General features: G+C 24.2%; 17 protein-coding genes. 16 read left to right on the plus strand and 1 reads right to left on the minus strand.

The window, feature by feature from the left end; all coding sequences use genetic code 4:
- Nucleotides 1-4: 4 nt before the first annotated feature.
- The 7 genes from SCORR_RS01960 (at nucleotide 5) to aspS (ending at nucleotide 12,164) form a co-directional block, all read left to right on the plus strand.
- Complete coding sequence (locus SCORR_RS01960) at nucleotides 5-2,332, plus strand: PTS fructose transporter subunit IIABC (RefSeq protein ID WP_094048594.1); 2,328 nt, start codon at nucleotides 5-7, stop codon at nucleotides 2,330-2,332.
- Nucleotides 2,333-2,482: 150 nt separating this feature from the next.
- On the plus strand, nucleotides 2,483-3,187 hold the full coding sequence (locus SCORR_RS01965; RefSeq protein WP_094048596.1) for a hypothetical protein: 705 nt from the start codon (nucleotides 2,483-2,485) through the stop codon (nucleotides 3,185-3,187).
- 174 nt (nucleotides 3,188-3,361) lie between these two features.
- Nucleotides 3,362-7,453 carry an ABC transporter permease gene (locus tag SCORR_RS01970; RefSeq protein WP_094048598.1) on the plus strand — a complete coding sequence of 1,364 codons (4,092 nt, stop codon included), beginning with the start codon at nucleotides 3,362-3,364 and terminating at the stop codon, nucleotides 7,451-7,453.
- 2 nt (nucleotides 7,454-7,455) lie between these two features.
- The gene (locus tag SCORR_RS01975; RefSeq protein WP_094048600.1) at nucleotides 7,456-8,490 is read left to right on the plus strand and encodes a hypothetical protein; all 1,035 of its coding nucleotides are present in this window, start codon (nucleotides 7,456-7,458) and stop codon (nucleotides 8,488-8,490) included.
- 92 nt (nucleotides 8,491-8,582) lie between these two features.
- Nucleotides 8,583-9,179, plus strand: coding sequence for a CatB-related O-acetyltransferase (locus SCORR_RS01980; RefSeq protein WP_094048602.1), 597 nt, complete (start codon nucleotides 8,583-8,585; stop codon nucleotides 9,177-9,179).
- A 16-nt stretch (nucleotides 9,180-9,195) separates the two neighbouring features.
- The gene (gene hisS / locus SCORR_RS01985) at nucleotides 9,196-10,431 is read left to right on the plus strand and encodes a histidine--tRNA ligase (protein ID WP_094048604.1); all 1,236 of its coding nucleotides are present in this window, start codon (nucleotides 9,196-9,198) and stop codon (nucleotides 10,429-10,431) included.
- A 2-nt stretch (nucleotides 10,432-10,433) separates the two neighbouring features.
- Nucleotides 10,434-12,164, plus strand: coding sequence for an aspartate--tRNA ligase (aspS, locus tag SCORR_RS01990; RefSeq protein ID WP_094048606.1), 1,731 nt, complete (start codon nucleotides 10,434-10,436; stop codon nucleotides 12,162-12,164).
- On the opposite strand, the gene SCORR_RS01995 is transcribed toward aspS, so the two are convergent.
- The gene (locus SCORR_RS01995; RefSeq protein ID WP_094048608.1) at nucleotides 12,157-12,852 is read right to left on the minus strand and encodes a hypothetical protein; all 696 of its coding nucleotides are present in this window, start codon (nucleotides 12,850-12,852) and stop codon (nucleotides 12,157-12,159) included. The genes aspS and SCORR_RS01995 overlap by 8 nt on opposite strands.
- Before the next feature lie 58 nt (nucleotides 12,853-12,910).
- On the opposite strand from SCORR_RS01995, the gene SCORR_RS02000 reads away from it, so the two are divergent.
- The 9 genes from SCORR_RS02000 (at nucleotide 12,911) to SCORR_RS02040 (ending at nucleotide 22,880) form a co-directional block, all read left to right on the plus strand.
- The gene (locus SCORR_RS02000) at nucleotides 12,911-13,618 is read left to right on the plus strand and encodes a hypothetical protein (protein ID WP_094048610.1); all 708 of its coding nucleotides are present in this window, start codon (nucleotides 12,911-12,913) and stop codon (nucleotides 13,616-13,618) included.
- A gap of 86 nt (nucleotides 13,619-13,704) precedes the next feature.
- Nucleotides 13,705-14,283 carry a hypothetical protein gene (locus tag SCORR_RS02005; protein ID WP_094048612.1) on the plus strand — a complete coding sequence of 193 codons (579 nt, stop codon included), beginning with the start codon at nucleotides 13,705-13,707 and terminating at the stop codon, nucleotides 14,281-14,283.
- Between the two features lie 11 nt (nucleotides 14,284-14,294).
- Nucleotides 14,295-15,050: a hypothetical protein gene (locus tag SCORR_RS02010; RefSeq protein WP_094048614.1), complete on the plus strand. Its 756-nt coding sequence runs from the start codon at nucleotides 14,295-14,297 to the stop codon at nucleotides 15,048-15,050.
- A 1-nt stretch (nucleotide 15,051) separates the two neighbouring features.
- Nucleotides 15,052-15,741 (plus strand): ATP-binding cassette domain-containing protein, encoded by a 690-nt coding sequence (locus SCORR_RS02015; RefSeq protein WP_094048616.1) that lies wholly within the window; start codon nucleotides 15,052-15,054, stop codon nucleotides 15,739-15,741.
- A 403-nt stretch (nucleotides 15,742-16,144) separates the two neighbouring features.
- Nucleotides 16,145-16,585: a hypothetical protein gene (locus SCORR_RS05370; protein ID WP_157705334.1), complete on the plus strand. Its 441-nt coding sequence runs from the start codon at nucleotides 16,145-16,147 to the stop codon at nucleotides 16,583-16,585.
- The gene (locus tag SCORR_RS02025; RefSeq protein ID WP_094048619.1) at nucleotides 16,585-19,266 is read left to right on the plus strand and encodes an endo-beta-N-acetylglucosaminidase; all 2,682 of its coding nucleotides are present in this window, start codon (nucleotides 16,585-16,587) and stop codon (nucleotides 19,264-19,266) included. Before SCORR_RS05370 ends, SCORR_RS02025 begins: the two co-directional genes overlap by 1 nt.
- 10 nt (nucleotides 19,267-19,276) lie before the next feature.
- Nucleotides 19,277-20,110, plus strand: coding sequence for a hypothetical protein (locus SCORR_RS02030; RefSeq protein WP_094048621.1), 834 nt, complete (start codon nucleotides 19,277-19,279; stop codon nucleotides 20,108-20,110).
- An 85-nt stretch (nucleotides 20,111-20,195) separates the two neighbouring features.
- Nucleotides 20,196-21,443: a hypothetical protein gene (locus SCORR_RS02035; RefSeq protein WP_094048623.1), complete on the plus strand. Its 1,248-nt coding sequence runs from the start codon at nucleotides 20,196-20,198 to the stop codon at nucleotides 21,441-21,443.
- A 132-nt stretch (nucleotides 21,444-21,575) separates the two neighbouring features.
- The gene (locus tag SCORR_RS02040) at nucleotides 21,576-22,880 is read left to right on the plus strand and encodes a hypothetical protein (protein WP_094048625.1); all 1,305 of its coding nucleotides are present in this window, start codon (nucleotides 21,576-21,578) and stop codon (nucleotides 22,878-22,880) included.
- The last annotated feature ends 1 nt before the right edge of the window (nucleotide 22,881 follow it).

Raw genomic sequence — 22,881 nt, forward strand, 5'->3', positions numbered from 1 at the left:
AATTATGGAATTAAAAGATTTATTCAAAAAGAATATTGCTTTTTTCAATAAAGACTTTAAATCAAAAGAAGAAGTTATTAGTTTTTTATCAAGCGAGTTGCTAAAAACTAAACAAATTGATTCAAAAGAAGATTTTGAAAAAGCAGTATATAAAAGAGAATCTGAAGGTTCAACTGGAGTTGGTGATGGTATTGCAATCCCTCACGTATTAAATCCAACTGTTAAATCTTCAGCAATAGGTTTTGTTAAATTGAAAAATAAAGTTGATTGACAGTCATTAGACGATCAACCAGTTGATTTAGTATTTATGATAATGACTAATGGAAAAGACGGTAATGAACATCTAAGTGCATTAGCAGATTTATCAGGATTTTTAATGAAATCAGAAATTCAAAAAAAATTAAGAGAATCTAAATCAATTGAAGATGTACAAAATGCATTAACTAAAGATGAAGTTAAAAAAGAAAGTGAATCTGTTAGTGGAGGGTATGACGTTATCGGTATAACAGCTTGCCCAACAGGAATAGCACATACTTATATGGCTGCTGAAAAATTAGAAGAATACGCAAGACAAAAAGGTATGACTTATAAAATAGAAACACAAGGAAGAAGAGGGACTGAAAATAAACTTACTCCAAGTGATATTGAAAATGCTAAAGTAATTATTTTTGGTCATGATAAAGCCCTTGAAGGACTATCAAGATTTAATGGAAAAAAAGTAATAGATACTTCAACAAAAGAAGTTATTTTCAAAGGTGATAAACTTATTGAAAAATTTCAATCTGGTGAAGGTTTAAAAACAATTAAAGCCAATGCAGATTCTGAGTCTGGTAGTGGTGAGTTAACAATGAAAAAATTCTTAGATATAAAAGGGAATTTACTTGGTGGTTTATCAAGAATGTTACCATTTGTTGTAGCAGGTGGTATTATTTTAGGAATAGGATTTTTAATTGACTTTGCTGCAGGTAATGGTGGAGCAAAAGGAAGCTTTGGTGTAACTAGTCCTGTTGCCGGATGATTTTCTGCAATAGGAAAAACTTCAATGACAATGATGGTACCAATATTAGGGGCGTTTATTGCATATTCAATTGTTGGGTCACAAGGATTAATGCCTGGTATGGTAGCTGGTTTATTCTCAACAAAAGTTATGAGTTTTGCATATGGTCTTAATTCATCAGATTCATGAAGTGGATTATTTGAAAAATTATTACCAAAAAGTATTGCTGGACAAGAATCTGGATTTATAGGAGCAATATTTGGGGGTTATTTAGCAGCTTTATTAGTATTTGGACTAAGTAAAATGATGAAAAAACTTCCAAAATCATTACAAGGTGTAAGAGATATTGTATTTATACCTGTATTATCATTATTATTAATTAGTTTAGTGATGTTTGCTATAAATATCCCATTAGGATATTTAATGAGTGCAATTCAAAGTGGAATTCAATGATTAGCAGAACATGACTTATTAGTACTTGTATCTGTCATAGTTGGATTTATGATGTGTGTTGATATGGGTGGTCCAATTAATAAAATTGCTTATGCATTAGGTAACTTAGCGGTTGCTGGTACATTAATAGATAAGAAACTTGCTGGATCAGAATTACAAACTGTAATAATGGCGTCAGCAATGATTGCAGGAATGGTTCCGCCGTTAATGATTGCTGTAAGTACTATTTTATTCCCTAAAATTTGAACTGTTAAAGATAGAGATGCTGCAAAAGCTAACTGATTAATGGGAGCATGCTTTATATCAGAGGGTGCTATACCATTTATGGTTAAAGATCCAAAAAGAGTTGCAGTAAGTGCAATGGTTGGTGGAGTAATTGTTGGTGTTTTTATCGGTTTAGGAAAAGTTACTTTAGCAGCTAGTCATGGTGGTGTATTTGTATTTGCATTGCTATCATCACACTTAGTTGAAACTAATGGTGCATTAACTGGTTCATCAATTGGTATTGGTATTGCATTTTCATTAGGTGGACTAATAGTAGCGTCATTTGTAAGTGCATTAGTATTAAGTTTCTGAAGATTATTTGACATTAAAAGAGGTGTTTTATCACTTGACTCAACAAATGGTGTAAAAGAATCATTAAATACAAAACTAACAAAATGAAAATCAATGGATACTTCTAAAGGTAAAGTTTCTGTGGATAAAAAAAACTTATTAATAAATGCATTAGAGTCTAAATTAAGCAAATATAATGAGTATGAATCTATATTAAAAACAAAACACGAACAACATTTAAAAATCCAAGAAGAAAATAGACAGAAAAAAATGGATTTACTAGCAGTAAAAAAACAACAAAAAGCGTCAAAAAGAGCAAATAAATAAATTTAATTTAAATTATAGGAAGTCTACAATAATAAATACTTATTGTAGACTTTTTTTATTTTCCTTTATAAATTTAATGCACAAAAAACCTTATGTATTATTTATAATCTATACTATTAATTTGATATAATATAAAAATAAGGTGGTAATATGAAAAAAATAAGAAACAATCGTAGTTTATTAAATTCATTAATTTTTATTTTTTTATTATCATATGCGTTTACTACATTTATCACTAGGTTATCATACTTTTACAGTTTGTTTTACAATTTATTAAGTCTTAATTTAAGTCTAATGCTGTTATTAATACTTTTTATATCAATCTTTATAATTGTAGAAATGATTATTATAACTAAAAAAATTAATTTAATTTCATCAAATACTGATATTTTAAACATAAAAAGATACTATCAAGCTAATAAAAATTTTAAAACATTAAAAAATTTTATTATTGTATCTTCATTAATACTAACTATCAAACTTATTATTATATTTTCAAATGTAAAGTTTTTTAAAAACTATGATTATTTATTGCTAGTAGTAGTTTTTAGTTTGATATTCTTAATGAATTTCTTATCAATAATTTGCTCTATTTTTTATAATAAAATTTTAAAAAATAAAAGTATTTATATTCAAAATAATTCATATATTGAAGATGATTTATTATACATTTTTGATTACTATGAATACATTAATGATTATTCATTTATTAAAACAAATCTAATAAAAAGTAATTTGATTGTTATCTTTCTAATCAATTCAAGAAATTGCATTGAGATTATAATTAATAGTATATTTACAAAAACATTGAACAAAATAAAAAAAGCTTCATCTCCACCTATTTCATTAGATTAAGTACTTTAAAATTTTTAAATAATTTTTTAAAACTTAATATTTTTTAACATCTATAATTAATATTTTAATTAATAAATAAGTTTAATTTTAATTAAGTAGTTTAATTTCTATAAAAATTTAGAAGTTGAGATATATTTATTTTTAAAAATATATTATATAGAAGGTAAGGTAAGAATGAAAAATCAAAAACCATTTTTTAAAAACTCATTCAGGAATTTGACTAAGAATAAAATTCAGTTAGTAGCAATATTGTTTTTAGTTCTATTGACATCATTTATATTTACTGCTTGTTTTTCGTCTTCAAGTAGAATAAATGATTCATTTCAATTATTTAATTCTAATGAAAAGAGTAACATTCATGATTTTGTAATTGACTTAGATGGTACAAGTTATCAAAATAACTATGATAATGATAAATTTAAAAATGTATCAGATGCTGAGCAAAGAAATAACTTAATCATTAACTATGTGCAAGATAAAATTAGTGACACAGAAAATAGTTTTAACTTTGAACGTGTTGAAACAAGAAATTTTAGTCTATCTTCAGATAAAACAATTAAGGCAGTTTCGTTAAATCCATATCAGACAATTGATAAGTTAGTTGTGAAAGAGGGAATGGATTTAAATACATGAAAAAATTATACTTTAGCAACAAATAATTATACAAAAAAATGAGCATATGTTAGTGAAAATTTTGCTAAAGAGAATAACATTGCGATTAATGACATAGTAAGATTTCAAGACGATGATTATGGTACTTCAATTCTTGTTAAAGATAGTGAAAAAAAATCTGTAGATTTATCTAAATATGAATTAAAAGATATTAACTTATGAATAGATAATAGTGAATATTCACAAGAAAATTGATTTCAAGTGGTAGGATTTGGAAATTCAGCAGATTTTTCAACTCCAATACTAAGTAAAGAAAAACCATTACCAAATACAAAAAATGAAGGTTTATTTTATGTAAACCCTGAAAACTTTGGTTACAAATTAACTTTTTACGATAAATTATATCCAGATAACGAATTCAATTTTACTAATCACGAAAATAAAAGAATATGGTATACAAATGGTGAATTAAAAGGAAAAGAAACACTTAAAGCTAACTCAAGCACTGATATTGAAACATATTATGTAGGTAAATTTGATAACAAAAATGCATCAACAACTATAATAAACTCATATTTAACTGACTTAGATGTTGCTAAAAATATTAATTTATATGCAATATTTGACAAAAAAAATACTTCAAATAACAAAATTGTATATTCATTAAATGATAATGATTATAAATTTCATAATAGAACTAATTTTATTAACACTACTTTAAAATATTTCAAAATAGTAGGTTTAATTATTTCTGGTATTACTTTATTTATTGCAATAATTATGCTGTTTTTAATGATAAAAAATGATCTTAAAAAGTCATTTGCTCAAATAGGTGTAATGATTTCACTAGGTTATAAAAAGTCGTCCTTATTACTTTCTACAAGTATTTATCCAGTATTTGTTTCATTAATTGGTGGTTTGGTTGGATATTTTATTGGTTCTGGTTTACAAGAAGTTGTTGTTAATATATTTAATCAATTCTTTCAAATAGAGATTACAAGTTTTAGTTTTTCATGAGTATCATTTATGGTCAATATATTGGGAATATTTGTTTTTTTAGAGGCGGTAACTTTAATAACATATTTTTATGTTTTAAATTTTTATAAACCACTTGAAATGATTTACTTCGAGCATAATAAAAATACCACTAAATTTAATCTAGCTTTAAAAAAATTATTAACAAATAGAAAAAAATTTGATTCTAGATTTAAGGGGGCTGTTTTATCAAGTTCATTTACAAGATTATTGTCCGTGTTCTTTGTAATTACAACTTCTTCATTTTTATTAACGTTAGGTACAATATTTCCAGGAGTTTTAAAAAGTAATATTGATAAAACTTATGGTTCTACAAAGTATGATAATATGGTTGAATATACAAGTCCATTGTATAATAGTCCAAAAAGTTTTTATAAAACTTACAATCCAAGTTCCACAATCGATAGTTTAGAGGATAAAAGTTCTTTAGATATTGCAAACATGTTTATTGAAAATAATATTAAAAATACATCATTTAGTCCTTCTAAAGATTTAACTTCATTAAATGATTTAACATATAAAGCAATTGATATAAATTACTTAAAAGATTTTGATTTATCTATTGATAGTATTCCAAATCAAAATAATGATGAACAAGTTGAAAACTATCGTAAGCTTACTATAATGAACTTATGAAAAGACTTAAAAAATTATAAGTTAGATAAGTATTGAAAAAAAGAAAGCTTATTAAAAGTTATTTTAAACCCAAAATTAGCAGAAGAAAATATAGAAGACTTAGAGTCAATTAGAATTTTTTATTTTAAATACAAAAACTCTATTGGATTAGATGATGTATTTAAAAATCCAAAAAGAAGTACCTACTTTATTACTGACACTAATATCTTAGATACTAGCAAAGATAACAAAAATAAAAATTTAATAACATCAGATGACATTAATGTATCAGAAGTAAATATACCACCAATCGAGTTAACCGAAAACGGTTCAATTGATAATGATGAAACACTTTCTACCAGTTTATATAATTATCTTGGTGGTTCAGATTGAGAAGAAAGAGTAATAACTTCGATTGTTACTGTATATGACTGATTCCAGGCACAATTCTATAATAATTTTCAACAAGCGTTTTTACAAGGTATATATAATAACTCTCCAGCGATAATAAAAGAAAATATTAGGGAAAATTATTATAGTAATAATGGTAATTATAATATTGGATTTGGTGTAATCCCTTATAATGAAAAAACTGATGATATTGGAATTTATATTAATTCATTGATAAAAGATCAAAGTGTAAAAGTTTACGGAATTAAAGAAGACAACAAAACACTAAACCTAACTAATACAAAAGGAGATAATCTATTAAATGATTTATTTACAAATGATAACTCTATTTTAATTAATCAATCTGTTGCTAAAAGATTAAATATTAGTATTGGTGATATAATCGATGTTAATCACTTAGTTGATGTATTAAATAATAAATCTAATGAATTGGACATCAACACTTGAGATATGACAAGTCTAAGTGCTAAAAATAAAAATGATGACTATACAAGTTTCAATAATTTTTATGATAATTCTGTCTTTGACACAAAACATTCTGATTGAAAAAATGAATCAATTAACAATGACAAACTCACTTATAAAAATAATGAGGTTTATTCTTCTAATCTAGAATTATCATCTGAAACAATAGTTGGTCCAAACATGATGACTGATGATTTATCTAAAGGAATTATTTCTAAACAAAATTTAAAAGTAAGTCAAAATTACAAAGTTGTAGGTATTGTTGATAAGTATGGTGATAATGCTGCTTGAATTAATAACGAACAGGCAAAAATAATTACAAAATATGATTTATCAGAAAAATTATTGTTTAATTTATTTATGAAAGAATGAGAAAATCCTAAAGATACAAATGGATTATCTGATCTTATATCATTTATAAAAAATAATATAAATAAAAATGATGCATTTGATAATTTTAAAACATTCACAAAAGACGAAGCAACAAAAAAATATTGAAAACTATTTGAAAATGAATACCCTCTATTTAACTACAAAACTTCACTTGATACAACAGTCACAGATATAACTAATAGTGCTTCAACTATGAGCTCATTTGGCGATTATTCAATGTTTGGTTTAAATGGGGGAACTTCAAATGAAAGAAATTATAGTTCTACATCTTCAAACTCAATTGATAATTTAGTCTCAGTTCCTGAAGCTAAGAAAATATTACAAAGAATCAATTCTACAATCGTTTCAATTATATTTGCGATTGTATTAGTATGGTTATGTTTAAGTGCCGTAATAATATTACTAACTATAAATCTAGTTATAAATGATAACAAAAAAATTATTTCTTCAATGAAAATATTAGGTTATAAAGATATTTACATAGCAAAATTATTTATATTTATATATGTTCCAATTGTTATAGTTAGTGCTATATTTGGTTTTATTGTTTGTTACTTTGCAATAGCGGCCTTACTAAGTCTATTCTACTCGTCTATTGTTTTACCAATGATATTCTTATGGTGATACTTTATTCCAGGTGTTATAGGTTCTTGACTATTGTATATTGTAAGTGTTAACTTAAGTTGATTCTCACTAAAAAGATTAAATATGCTACATATTGTTATGGGGGGTTAGAAATGAAAAAGTTATTAATTAAATGTCTTAGTTTATTTATAATGTTATCTCCAGTAGCAACATTATCTTGTGCAAATGATATGTCTTGAAACAATATTGAAAGGCCTGATCCAATTTTACCAATAAGCAAAAAAGGCTTTGATAATATCAATGTTGAAGATATTGAGATGGATAGATTTTTATATTGTAATGATGTAATTGACTTACTTAATGATAAGTTAACTAAAGGCGGTTACTTACTTGATGCATTAAATTATGATGTATTTAAAAATGAACAAAAAATAAGTATTGACGATAATTTATATAGAAATGGTAGTTATAAATTTATTATTACAAATAAAAATAATAAAGAAGATGAAATAACATTTTATTTAAAAATAACTAATTCATTGTATCTTAGTGATAATTTTAGTATTACAGACATAGGTACAATCTATGATGAAAGACCAAGCTCGATTTTAATGGGGTTAATATTTAATAATCTTAGTATGATTAATCAATTACAAAGAATTGCAGATGAATTAAGAAATCCAAATAATTATATATATAAAAGCGATGCCTCTGGAGCGACAATAGAAATAAATAATAAAAAACCAACTAAGCCACCAACAACTTTTTATGGTAGTTTGGATATTAATTACAATGTTAGTTATTTTAAGCCCTCAGAACAAAATATAGATTTTCCAGCGACAATTAAACAATTGGTAAAAGATAATGACAATAATAAAGATGTTATTACAGAAATGGGTAACATTAGTGATAAAACACCTTATGGAGTAATAATGAATTTTATTGCAAAAAATCAAATAAATTATAATTATTGAAGTATATTATTAAATGATCTTGATTTTGATAAATTTAAAATAGAAAACGGAAAGGAACAATATTCATACACTATGAATATATATTCTAAAGAATATGAGAAAGTTGAGTTAACTCCATCAACTCCTGAGTTACAAAATGGTGATTATAATAAGAAATCACATTTTATAAATGATGAAGAGGGACTAGAATTAAAATTCACATCATTGAACTAAAACCTTTTATAAAAGGTTTTTTTAATAGTATAATTAAAAAGTTATATTTTTTAATTACTTCTTATATAATCATATTGTTAAAGGTAAATTAAATGGGAAAGTCAAATAAATTATTTTTTTTAAAAGATTATATATCAAATAAAAATATTCAAGTAGGTACTTATAGTTACCTATACACTTTTAAAGGTGAAAAAGGTGCTCAGGAGTTTCAAAATTTTAATGTATTATATCATTTCCCAGATATTTATAATGATTGATTAAGAATAGGAAATTATTGTGCTATAGCTGATGATGTTAAATTCTTAATGAATGGAGCAAATCATCGTATTGAAACGCTATCAACATTCCCATTTGAATTATTTAAAGAGTTCGAACATAAAATAAGTATCAAAAACAATAAAGAATATAAGGACACAATAGTGGGCCATGATGTTTGAATAGGTAATAATGTAATGGTTTTACCAGGAATAGAAATTGGTAATGGTTCAATAATTGGAGCAGGTTCGGTAGTTACAAAAGACGTAAAACCTTATTCAATAGTGGCCGGAAACCCTGCTAAGTTTATTAGGATGAGAATTGATGATGAAAAAATTAATTACCTTGAAAATTTAAAATGATGGGACAAACCAATTAACGAGATAAAAGAGCTTATAAATGATTTAACTAATATTAATAGTTATATAAAATAGCAAGAGGTGGTATTAAATGATTCAAAAACCAAGAGGTACAGAAGATTTATTTGGAGATAAAGCTAAACAATATCTAGCATTAGAACTAATTATTAGAAATATTGCAGAGAATTTTAATTTTAATGAAATAAAAACCCCAATGTTTGAAAGCTCTGATTTATTTAAGAGTAATGTTGGTGAGTCGACTGACATAGTAACAAAAGAAATGTATAATTTTTTAGATAAAAAAAATAGAGAATTAACTTTAAGACCAGAAGGAACTGTACCAACTGTTAGGGCAATTATTGAAAATAAATTGTATATTCAGGAAAATTTACCATTAAAGCTGTTTTATTTTTCTAAAATGTTTAGATATGAAAGACCTCAAAAGGGTAGAATGAGAGAATTTAGTCAGTTTGGGGTTGAAGTATTTGGTCCAAACAGTCCAGAATTAGATTCAGAATTAATCTCATTTTGTTTCATGATATTAAACTCTATAGGGTTAAAAAATTATAAGTTAAATATTAATTATATAGTCACTAATGAAGAAAGAAAAAAATATATTGTAGAGTTAAAAAAATACTTATCTTCAAAAAAACTCTGTGATGATTGTGCTACGAGAATAAATACAAATCTACTTAGAGTATTAGATTGCAAGATTGATAGACATCAATTTGATGACATAATCGATATGAAAGACTTCTTGAGTGAAGAAGATAAAAAGTTCTATAATGAACTAAAGAGAAATATTAAAAATATAGGAATTGAATTTATAGAAGACAAGAAGTTAGTAAGAGGACTAGATTATTACACTGGTCTTGTATATGAAATTGTCGACCAAGATGGTATTACTATAATTGGTGGTGGAAGATATAATAATCTTGTTGAAAAAATGGCAAACATAAACTTACAAGCATCAGGTTTTGGTGTTGGAATGGAAAGATTATTAATCTCATTAGATAACCAAAATATTAGCTTATTTGAAAGTTATAAATTAGATGCATTTTTAATAGCGCTTACAGATAAAGCAAAAGCATTGTCTAATATATTATTATTTATGCTAAGAAACTCAAATTTAAAAGTAGATTTGGAATATATGAATAAAAACTTAAAATCTGCATTTAAATCAGCAGAAAGGTATAATCCAAAAAGCATAATTATTATTGGTGATAATGAAATTAAGGAAAATGTAGTAATAATTAAAAATCAAGATACAAAAAAAGAAGAAAAAGTATCTTTTGATAAAATTGTTGATTATTTAAAAAAGGGGTAATTATGAAAAGAACACATAGTTGTGGAGAGTTAACATTAAAAAATATTAATACTGAAGTAATAATTCAGGGATGGATATCAAAAATTAGAAGATTAGGAGCAATGACTTTTATTGATTTGAGAGATATTCATGGAATTACACAATTAGTTATTGGAGAAAATAGTAGTATAAATGTTTCAAATCTAAAATCCGAGTATGTAATTGAAGTTGTGGGAATTGTATTAGAGCGAAAGTCAAAAAACTTAGATATTAAGACTGGTGAAATTGAAATAGATGTTAAAGAGTTAATTATTATCAACGAATCTGAATTAACACCATTTGAAATAAGAGACAATATTGAAGCACAAGAAGATACAAGATTAAAATACAGATATTTAGATTTAAGAAGACCTGAAATGCAAGAAAAGTTTGTTATTAGACATAAAGTTTATCAATGTATTAGAAATTATTTTAGCGACAATAGTTTCATCGAAATAGAAACACCAGTATTTGGTAAGTCTACACCAGAAGGTGCTCGTGACTTTTTAATTCCCTCAAGGTTAAATAAAAATAAATTTTATGCTCTACCACAATCTCCTCAACTTTATAAACAATTATTTATGATCTCTGGATTTGATAGATATTTTCAAATTGTTAAGTGTTTTAGAGATGAAGATTTAAGGATTGATAGACAACTTGAGTTTACACAACTTGATATGGAAATGTCTTTTGCTGAACCAGAAGATATTATGAATATGATTGAAAATATGCTTAAAACTATTATGAAAAGCATAAAAAACATAGACATAGAAGATAATTTTATTAGATTAGATTATAATGAAGCTATTGATAAGTATGGTATTGATAAACCTGATTTAAGATTTGGTTTAGAAATTAAAACTTTAAATAAAATTTTTTCTAACACAGAGATTAATCTATTTAAAGATTTAAAAAATAAATCAATTAGATCTATATGTGTTGAAAAATCTTTATCAAAAAAAGAAGTAGAATATCTAACTGAGGTTGCAAAACAAAACTCAGTTAACATCTTAGGTTTTGCTAAGTTTGATACTAATGAATGAACTGGTTCGGTTGGTTCAAAGCTAAGTGAAAAAGAAAAAAAATTATTAATTGAAGAGTTTAATATTAAAATAGAATCTACAGTTCTGTTTATTGTGGAAGAATATAATGTCGCAAGTAAGGCTATGGGAGCGATAAGAAATGCGTGTGGAAGTTTGTTGCAATTAATTAAATCAAATGATTTCAAATTTTTATGAGTAGTTAACTTCCCTTTATTTGAATATTCTGATGATGAAGATCGATATGTTGCTGCTCATCATCCCTTTACTATGCCAGCAAATGAATGTTTAAATAATTTTGATAAAGATTTAGCCAATGCAAAAGCTAAAGCGTATGATGTTGTATTAAACGGATTTGAAATAGGTGGAGGAAGTCAAAGAATTACTGATAAAGAAGTTCAAACAAGAATGTTTAAAGCTATTGGTTTCTCCGAAGAAAAAATTCAAGAAAACTTTGGTTGATTTGTTAATGCATATAAATACGGTGCGCCTTATCATTCTGGTTGTGCAATCGGATTGGATAGACTATGCATGTTATTAACTGAAAGTAGTTCAATTAGAGAAGTTATCGCTTTTCCAAAAAACTCTTCAGGAGTTGATCCAATGACAAATGCACCGGACTTAGTATCGAATGATCAACTTAATGAATTAAATATCAAAACAAATATTAATTAAAATTTTTTAATAATTTATATGAATAATATGAAAATGAATAATTAAAATTAACAAGTTCTAAAGTTAGTGAAGATATTTTTAAATAAGTTTCTTCACTAATTTTCTTTTTTCTAAATAGAGTTTTTGCGTATTTTATAATTTTATTAAGGGTATCATTTACAATTAAAATTTGCTTATCTGGAACTACAACGTCGTTAGTTAATAATTTAATATATTCATCATCCTCTAATGCTTTCAATACTTCTTTTTTATAGATAACAAATAGTTTAAAAATAGTATCATTAACAAGTTTTAAATAATGAATTGAAAGTTCTGATATTGTATCTGTTTGTATATCGTCATAATATTTAATAGTTATTTCGATAAAATTTGCTCATCCAAGTAAATAAGAATAATCAACAAATATTTTATAAAACTTTGAATATATTTTTAAATTTGCTTTTAAAGAATCTGATTTCTGATTCAAAAAGTTATTAAAATTACTTACTTCTCTTAAAAATTTAATATATTGTGTATAACTTCCGGGGTAATCAATTTTAAATTTTAAATCACTTCTTTGAAATTTAAAAAGCCATTTTTTTAGTTTTTTAACTTGTTTTTTTATACTTTGTTGTCAAAAAGGACGTACATTTCTTAAGTTATTAATGCTTGTTTCATTTACTTTGTAGGCTCTTAAATATTGGATCATATTATTTTCTTTCTAGTAAAATGTCATATATTATTAATATATATCAAAAAGGAAAAATATGTTAGGAAAGTATAATTTTACAAAAGATCAATATTTAATATTCAAGCCTTTTTTCGAGGAAGTTTTAGTTACTCTAGATACATTACTTTTATTAATTGATAAAGATTTGAAGATATCAACAGTATATCGAAAGAGTTTTGATGATGTATTAAATGCTTTTAATAACATTACATATATTGATGATTTCAATGATTTTAAAGATAATTACAAGTTGTTTTATCAGGATATATTAAATACATTAATTGTGGAAAATAAAAAAAGAGTTGTTGATCGCCACATTGTATTAAAGTTTATTGAGCAATCCGCTGAGTTGATTAGAATATCAGATTTAGCAGCTAAAATTAGTTATGAAAATGTCCTTTCAGGTAACGAAGTATTAAATATTGACGATACTATTGCTATTATTTGAAACGAAATAAAAAAACATACTTCTCATATTGAATATTATAATAAAAATTACCCTAATATATTTTCAGAAGAGTCCAAAGAAAAATTATTAAGAATTTTTAATTCAAGAAATTTATATGATTGAGAGAATTCTATAAATGATATTTTAGATGAGTTAGAAAGTTATGCATTAAAAGATGAAAACCTTCATGATATTTTTATTGAGGGTACAAGCGATTATTGATTTATAGTAGGTATATTAAACAAAATTTCTATTCTTATTTTATTAATTTTATCATTATTAAAGAAAAGAAAATAATTATGTAGTTTTTATTATTTTAACCATTATTATTTTATAAATATGATATTATCTAAAAGTAATTATATACAAACGGGAGTAATATAATGAATAATTTATTTAGAAAGTTTTTTTTGTGCTCTTTCGCAATTTTTATCATTTTGATATCTAACTTAGTAATTTCTTGTGGTAGTAACAATTTGGATAACACTACTATTAATAATAATGTTAAAGAATTAAACTATAAAGAAGGCAAGAATGAAAATGATATAAATAGTTTACTAATGAGTGTAGAAACCAAGATTTATTCTGATAAGGTTAATCCATTGATATTAGAAAACAATAAATTAGCTATTGATTATAAAGATACAGAAAGTTATAGAACTAAAAATAGTGATTGAAGTTATGATGTAATGGGATATAAAGGGACTTATTTAGAAGTCGATAATATTAGTAATTACGCATTTTCAAAATCAATAAGAGATATTTTCGAAGAAACAACAACACTAAAAAACAAGGACGCAAATAAAGATTATTGAAGTTATTTTCTTACAATTAGTGGAAAAAAAGGCGAATCAGAATTTACATTAAGAATTTATTTAGAAGTAGGTACATATTATGATGATATTAAATTAGTTTCTTGTATAAATTTTGAAAGATATAAAAAAATTATTAAAATATTATAAGAAGGAATATTATGAAAAAGAAATTAGGATATATATTTTTAATACCTATTTTATTTGTTGCTATTGGTAATTCGGTTGCTAGCATTAAAACATATAACAAATACGAAAATAGCTTAGAAGGAAATATTGATAAAATTACAAGGAAATATGATGAATGACCAATTGAAGGTAAGGATTATTTAGACTCTTGATATTCTTTACAAAGGAAAAATATAGAGGAGTTGAATAACTCAACTAATATTATTAGAAACTATTATATTAACAACTATGTTGATAAATTTAGACATTATAAACAAATTCCATATGATGGTGAAGTTGATAGTAATGGTGTTCCAAACTTTGAGATCGAATTAATCTTAAATGATATTTACCGTTCTGATGAAATTCAATATCAAAGCGCATATATTTTAAAAGCATTATATATTGAAAGCAAAATTAACATGATTAATGAAAATTATGATATTTTAATAAATCCATCAAGTGAAATAGTGCTTTGATCTTTCAAATATTTTAATGCCTTAGTATTTTATCAATGATTAAAAATATGAATTTATGAATTAGGTAAAACAATTGAAGTAGGTTTAAGTATTGATTTTTATTCATTTGGACAATATGTACAATATGATAGTAATTATAGACCGTTATGAAATAAAGGACCGAATCCAAAGTATACAAGCCCAAGTCCTGTTACTAGTATTAGTAAGTCTTTAAAATGATTTATTGATTATATTTATGAGTTTGTATTTATAAAAAAAGGAGTTGATTAGTATGATACTAGTTGAAAAAGTTAATAAATATTTCGGAAAAAAACAGGTTTTAAAAGATATTAGTTTGAAAATAGAAGATTCTGAAGCAGTTGCGTTTCTTGGTTCCAATGGATCTGGAAAAACAACATTGGTTGAAATAATAGCCAAGTTACTTGAACCAACATCTGGAAAGGTAAAGTTTTTGGATTCAAATAATATTATAGTTGATAAAACTGTAGGTATGCAGTTTCAAGATGGAAGTTGGCCACAAGGAACAAAGATAATAGACCTAGTGAAGTTTTATAAAAGTAAGTCATATCTACAATCAGATGAATTTAAGGAGTTATCTAATTCGTTTAATTTAGAAAGTCTAATGAAAAAGAATATTGACTCTTTATCAGGGGGCGAAAGACAAAGAGCAAATTGTTTTTTATCAATTATAAATAATCCTCAGGTTTTAATATTGGATGAATTAATAACTGGACTTGATTTAGAAATGCAAATAAAGCTTGTTAATTACTTTAAAAAGTATAAGCAAAAAAATAAAGTATCCTTACTTATTATCTCTCATAACCCTGAAGAAGTTGAAGAATTGTGTGATAGAATAATTATTTTAAAAAATGGTGAAGTTTTTGAAGATTGTAAAATTGATAAAGTTTTAGAAGAATATGGTTCTATTAGAAAAAGGTTGTTAAAATATTTTGAAGTTTAAAACTAATTACTTAAATTTCTATAGAATATTTTTATTATTCTTTAAAAACATATTCACAAATTATAAAACTTACGTTTTTTGTTATTTATTATCTTCACTATTGTTTATTCTATTTTCAACATTATTATATAAAACGTTTGAGGGTCTTTTGTTGCCTCCTTTACTTTTGAATGTAATATCTATATCAATTTTTCTTATTCCACTTTATATTGGTTTAGTTGTAATTGAATGAAAAAGAAGACAGTACCTAATAAAACTTAAACTAGGTACTCTAAGTAAACTGCACTTTATAATTATATTATTTTTAATAAGCATAATATTATATACAACAAGTTTTTTAATTAATTTATTTATTTATAATATTTTTTTGTGAAGTAATTATTTTTTTTATAATGTTCCAATATTGAAAAATTTATCAGCAATTATTTATGTTATGTATTTTTTTAATAATTTATTACTATTACTATTCATTACAATATTTGTAGTTACCATTTCATCTTTATCTAAAAAAAGATCAATAGCATTACTATATTTAATACTATTTTTTATTTATTCTATATGCTTTTCAGATTCAATAATGGATGCTAATTTACTTAATAAAAATATAGTTTATGTTATTATTGGATATTTAAACCCTATAAAGTATTTCATATGAACTAATATGTTGATTACTTCATATACATTTATTGATTTTTATGGAATTACACAGATTATTTCTGATTATTTTAATGGTGGATATGCTCCTTTTTATAATTTATGGATGACACTTTTACCTTCTTTGTTGTTTATAACTGTAATAGCTTTTGTGTATTGAAAAAAATTTTATTGGGGGTTTAAAAAATAATGAAAAAATTAATGAGTTTATTACTAGTTCCGATATTATCAAGTATATTTCTAAGCCAAAGTGTCTCTTGCTCGGTTATTGGTAATTTAAATAAATATAATTATTTAGGTAGTTTAAAAAATTTTGATTGAAGTGATAAAGATTATGGTGATGGAATTGAATATAATACATATTCTGATGATTATAAATTAAATAATGATGAAATTAAGTCAAGTGATATAGGATCTGTTACAGCAAATAATAGTAATAATTATCTAGATTTCGAAAATTTTAATACAGGTTTTCAATGAAAACAAAACATTCAAAAACAAGCAGTTACAGGAGTTCCGCTTAATAAAGGATTTATGCCAAATGGAAATTTTGCATCTGATTTTGGTGTAACTTCACCCGCACAATCATATAGAAGATTAAATTCGATTCTAAATTGGAATCCAGATGTGGATAATGATGCAAAATTTAATAAATCAGAAAAAAGTTTAAAAAAATCTGATTTTACAGGGGCTAAAAACGTGAAGTCTCAAGATGAAAGATTAAATTATAATTATCTAGGTTTTTCTTCAAGAAAACATAGAACTTATGATAACACAGTTGTTGGTACTAAGAATCCTTATGAAAATACAAACCTAAATTGACAATACAATAATGAGTTTATAAATTGATCAGGATCTTGATTTGAGGGACCAATTATCCCACCACCTTCTGATGTGATAGAGTTAGCTCATAATAATGGTTCAAAAATTTTTGGAAATATATTTTTAGATGGTTATCATGGATTGACTAAAGAAATGCTAAGTGATTTTTTAAAAAAAGATAGTAATGGGGAATTTTTAATTGTTAATAAGTTAATAGAAATTGCAAATTATGTTGGTTTTGATGGTTGATTTATAAACAATGAAGCAAATGGTGTAAATCCTAATGGTTCAGTTCTTGATTTTAATGATATGACTACTATTATTAAATCATTTAATGAAAAAACGTTGAAATCTAATAATGAACAAATAAAAAATTTAAGATTAATTTATTATAGAAATGATGCAAATTTAGGGTATTCAGGAACACAATATTATGATAATGAAACAACATCCGTTGCTTCTCAGAGTGTCTATAAATATGGTAACCTTACTAAGACAACTGAAATTCAAGTTAACTTTGGGGAAATTCCTGATAATTCTGAACATTTTTTGAATGAATTTAAAGATTTTAATGGTTCTGATATTTATGGTTTGATTGATGGAAGTTCAAATTATTTTATAAATGGTGTATATGATTATAAAGATATGGCTTACAAAAAAAATTATAATTCAACATCAAACGAGGACAAATATAACAAGAATGTTTATAGTAGTATTGGAACTTATTTCGATGCGGGGACTGATCAATCTGCTGATGCCGCATTTAAACTTGTGACCAGAAAATTATCTAAACCAAGAGAATTTATTTTCAAAAGTCAAGTTCAGCATTTATTTAACGACATTGTATATAGTGGAACAAATTTATTTTTAAGCGATAATGATAATGGCCTATCAGCAAGTAATTTATCTAAAATTACAAAAAATATTGATTATAAAACTGAAATTGTTAAAGCTGATCCTAGAATCCATTTTGATAAAGAGTATACTCCTGATAATACAATAATAAATGAACTTTATAACTATAATTCTGGTGATAACCCGACCGGTTATAACAACTTTAGTTATGGAATAGGTGATTTAATCCATGAGAAAACAACATTAATAGATGAGAATATTGATAATTCAATATTAAAAACTAATTTTTCAACTGGTAGTGGTATTAAGTTTGTGGATAACAATCAAATAGATAATTATCCTTGAACTAATAGAAGATTAGGGGATGTTCTACCAACCTATAAATGGCGTATTTTTGATAGCACTGAAATTTCAAAACCACTTAATATTTCAGAATTTTCAGGAGGGTATGATTATGATGAACCATACAAAAAAGGGAATTCAATTGTAATAGGGTCTGGTTTTGATGAATCAGGTAAAATTGTAGATTCTAAAAGTTGAGATATTAATAAAACTTATGGTTGAGATATAATGGGTTCTAAAATAATGAATAATAAAAAGACTATATCTTTTGTATATAAGGATAATGCGAATAAATCTCCAGACGTATCACTGAGATTATCATTTGCAGATTCAAAAGGAAATCTATTAAAAGATCAAATAAAGTCTATTGATGTTTCGAATGTAGTTGATATGAATAATGGTTGAAAAGAAATATCATATGATCTAAGTGGTGAAACATTAAATTCAAATAGGGTCTTATCAATGATAGGTTTGAATATTAAGCCAAATTCAGATACATTTAAATTTAATGTTGGTGAGATGGTAATAAAGGATAATAATTATCAAGATAATTTTAAAAAAGCGATTATATCAAATCCTAATGTAGAGTATCTAGTCTATCGAGAGTTTGAAAAAAATATATTAAATAATATAAGAATAAGTTTTGAATCAAGCAATATTGATAGTGTTGATTATTTTGAGTTTTATGTATATGATGGTAAAAATTGATATAGAGATGGAGAAACTACACAATTAAATTATTATTTAAAAGATCTAAAAAGTTTTAATAATACCTTATCAGTATCAATAAAGCCAGTATATAAAAACAGAAACATAGAAGGGAACGCTTATAAATTTGACATAAATTTATAAAAAAGATGTTATGAAACTGACTAAATTCAATAAATGTATTAAATTTATATTTAAGACTACTTTATCTTCTGTTTTTACTTATATTTATATTTTATTAATTCCTTTAATTATTGAAATTTTTTTATATGTTTATTATATTAAAAGTGCATTAGACCAGTCAAGAATTATATTAGTCGGTAGTGCATTAATGTATGTTATTCCTCTTACTTCATTATTTATAACTAACTTGATAGTTTCTTGAAGAGAGACTATATTTTTAAAGCAAATTAGAAACTTTGGAATCACACAAAAAACATTTATTTCATCTTTATTCATTGTTTATTCTATCTATTGTTTATTTTCAATTATATTTTCAATTTTTATTGTTTCTATGGTTGATGTAATCGAGAATAACCATAAAATGACATTATTTCTAAGTAATTTTTTTCATAACCCATCAAATATATTTTCAATATTAATTATAATGGTGGCAATCACTTTTACTTATTTTATTTCTGTACTTCTATCTGGTTTTATTAAAAATATTTATATAATTCAAGCAATCTCAATTTTATTTATAATTTTATCACTTTTTACAGGAGATTACTTCTTGGATTTTAATTATATAGAAGACAACTACTATCAGTTTTTTAGTTATTTTAATTTATATAAGTACTTTAATTGACTTTATTATATTTCTTATACTAGTTCTTTTAATGGTGGAAGACAATTATTTCTAATAGTTATTTATATTGATAATAAACTTTCATTTAATAATATATATATACCGCTATTTTCATCATTAATTGTAACTTTAAGTATAATAACTTCAAGCTACTTGTTATTTAAATTATCAACTAAATAGTGATATAGTATACTAGTTCTTTAGATACTATTTTTTGCTATTTTTTTTTGGTATAATTATTTAAATATCTTTAAGGAGACAAGTTATGCACGTAAAGAAATTGATAGTTAAGAATTTTGTTACACCAGGTGTTCAATCATTTGAATTTAATGAGGATGGAGAATTAATAAATGGAAATTTTTTAAATCCATATATCTTAAGAAATATTAATGATCTTATTAATGGATTGTGAATTGAGAATACAATTAGTTTTGAAAAATATTATCCAAAGTTTGCTAAAAAAATAAATGAAAGGGACATGGATTTACAGATAGATGCATTATTTGAATTGTCTAAAGATGAACTTGTGTCTATGAACAGAATTTTAAAGGATTTAGGTAATAGAACACCTTATTTATCTAGGGTATATTATTATTCAATTAAATGTGTCTACCCTTATATTTTTCCTATAATTACAATCGTGCCAGCAGATGATCATCATGCAGAAGATGTACCGTTTGGATTGGGACTTCATTACGATAAGTTTTTTAGACCAAACATATCTAAAAAAGAAATAATTACAAATACTGGAATTAAAGCTGTTGGTCTAATTAGAGACAAATACTTTCAGTACTTATCAAAAAAAGTCGATGATGATTATTTATTAATACATAGAGAATATCTCGATTTAATAAAATCATTATTTAGATTTGATAATGATTTTATAAAAAAATTAGGAAAAATAATATATGAAATTAATGATGGAGACATAATTAATTTTGGTGATCAAGAAGGATTCTTCTTAACTGTTCCTGAATTTAATAATTATTTAGATTCTTTTCATGTACTAAGAGAAAATAGTGAATTAAAAGAAGACTTTCTTACACTATTATTTGATACATATTTAGTAGATTTGCAATGAATATACAGTGTAAAATCAGCTAATGATATTTATGAAATGAAAACTAATCTACTTAATAATCATTGTGATAAATCTTTCTATTCAAAAGAATTACTAGATTTTTTCAACTTTGAATTTGATATGATATCTGATTCATTTGATTTTACTAATATAGTTGAATTAAATGAACATAAATTAGATAAATCTTTAATTGCTGATGAAATTGTAAAAGATAGAAAAATTATAACAATTTATAAAGATGAAACAAATGAAACATTACCCGAAAAACCAACTGATACCAAATCTTTAAAAACATACAAAATTCAAAGAGCACAGTCAATCAGACGTTTAAGAGATCAAGTAAGATTATCAAAAAAAGAAAAAGTGCAAAAACAAAAAAGAATTAAGGAATTAATGTCTAGAATTAAAAAACAACAACAAGCAAAAAAATAAGAATCTATTTATATTGTTAATTCAATTTACCTAATAGATTTTTTTTATTATTGTGCAAGTTTATTGTTTATTAATAAATTTATAAATAATAAGTTAAAATAATATTATGCTTAATATAACAAAGAGGTTTAAATGCTAATTAATGATGATAAAAATTTAAAACTTTTAGTTGATAAACAAAAAGTATTTAAAGAAGCTTTGGATAACAAAATATCAAATTTGGAAGCAAAGAAATTTGTTGATGCTTTATTTGAAAATTATTTTTTAGATAACGACAATATAAATTTTCTTGTTTCAAATGGTGTAAATTTCTTTAATATTGATAATAACGAAGAATGTTTTTGTTTAAGCACTAAATTATTTAAGGATTGTTGTTTCAAAAATATTAGAAAAAACAAAAAAACAAATTATTATATATTTCTAAAAGCCTTAATAAATAAAGAAGAATATCCTAAATATCTTGAGTACTCTAATAGTTTGTTTTTAAAAAACTATAGACAAATGGGTAAAGAAGAGGTTTGTCATTTTTTAGATTGTGAAAAAAATGCTGTTGAAAATACCTTATATAAGATTAATTTTGAAAATGATTCATATTATTCAACTTATAAAAAGAATCCATTTGACATTCATTATTCTTTCGGTGAGATTTTTTTTAACAAAATAAGAAACGATAATTTCAATTTTTATGGTTTTTGCTCTGAACATTTTAATTATATTTCAAACATTGATATTAAAGAGGGTAGTACAAATGAACATATTGCACTAGTTAATTTTTCAAGTATTTTGTTTAAGTTATTTATAAGTAGAGTACAACTCCAATCAATGAAAGAAGAATTTTATGAGGTATTTAGCTCATTAGATAGTAGCATAAAACCATTGTACGTATACAATTTACGTAAGTTATCTAATAGAGTATCTTCACTATTAAATCTATTCTCATCTTATAAGGGTTTTTTAAAAAAAGAAAATAATGATTTTGAAATTATAAAATTTGTATTACCAAAAACAAATAATTTTCTTGTATCAGATTTAATGTATCCACAAGTAACACCCGATGATTTCAAAATGGTTAATTCAATTAATAATGTTTTTGTAGAAGAAAAATGTGCATTAATAAATACTTTTAAAAATGATAGATATAATTATGTAACAATAATTTATAACAAAAAAGATGAAAAACTAAGTGATTTTTTTGATCAATATTTAAAAATAATTGATAATAAGCAAAAAAATATAGAATATTTTGTAACAAATTGTGCTCTTATTTTATGTGAAAATACAATATTAAGTGAGAATTTCTTTAATAAATTTAGTAATGAGGAAAAGTCATTTTATTCAGCTATGAATAAATTTAGATTTGAACATCCAAGTATGGGACAAGAATATTTAAAAATGAAATTTTTTGCAGGATTTACTAAGGGAAATAATTTCTTTTAAT

Source organism: Spiroplasma corruscae, from assembly GCF_002237575.1.
Lineage (GTDB): Bacteria > Bacillota_I > Bacilli_A > Mycoplasmatales > Mycoplasmataceae > Spiroplasma_A > Spiroplasma_A corruscae.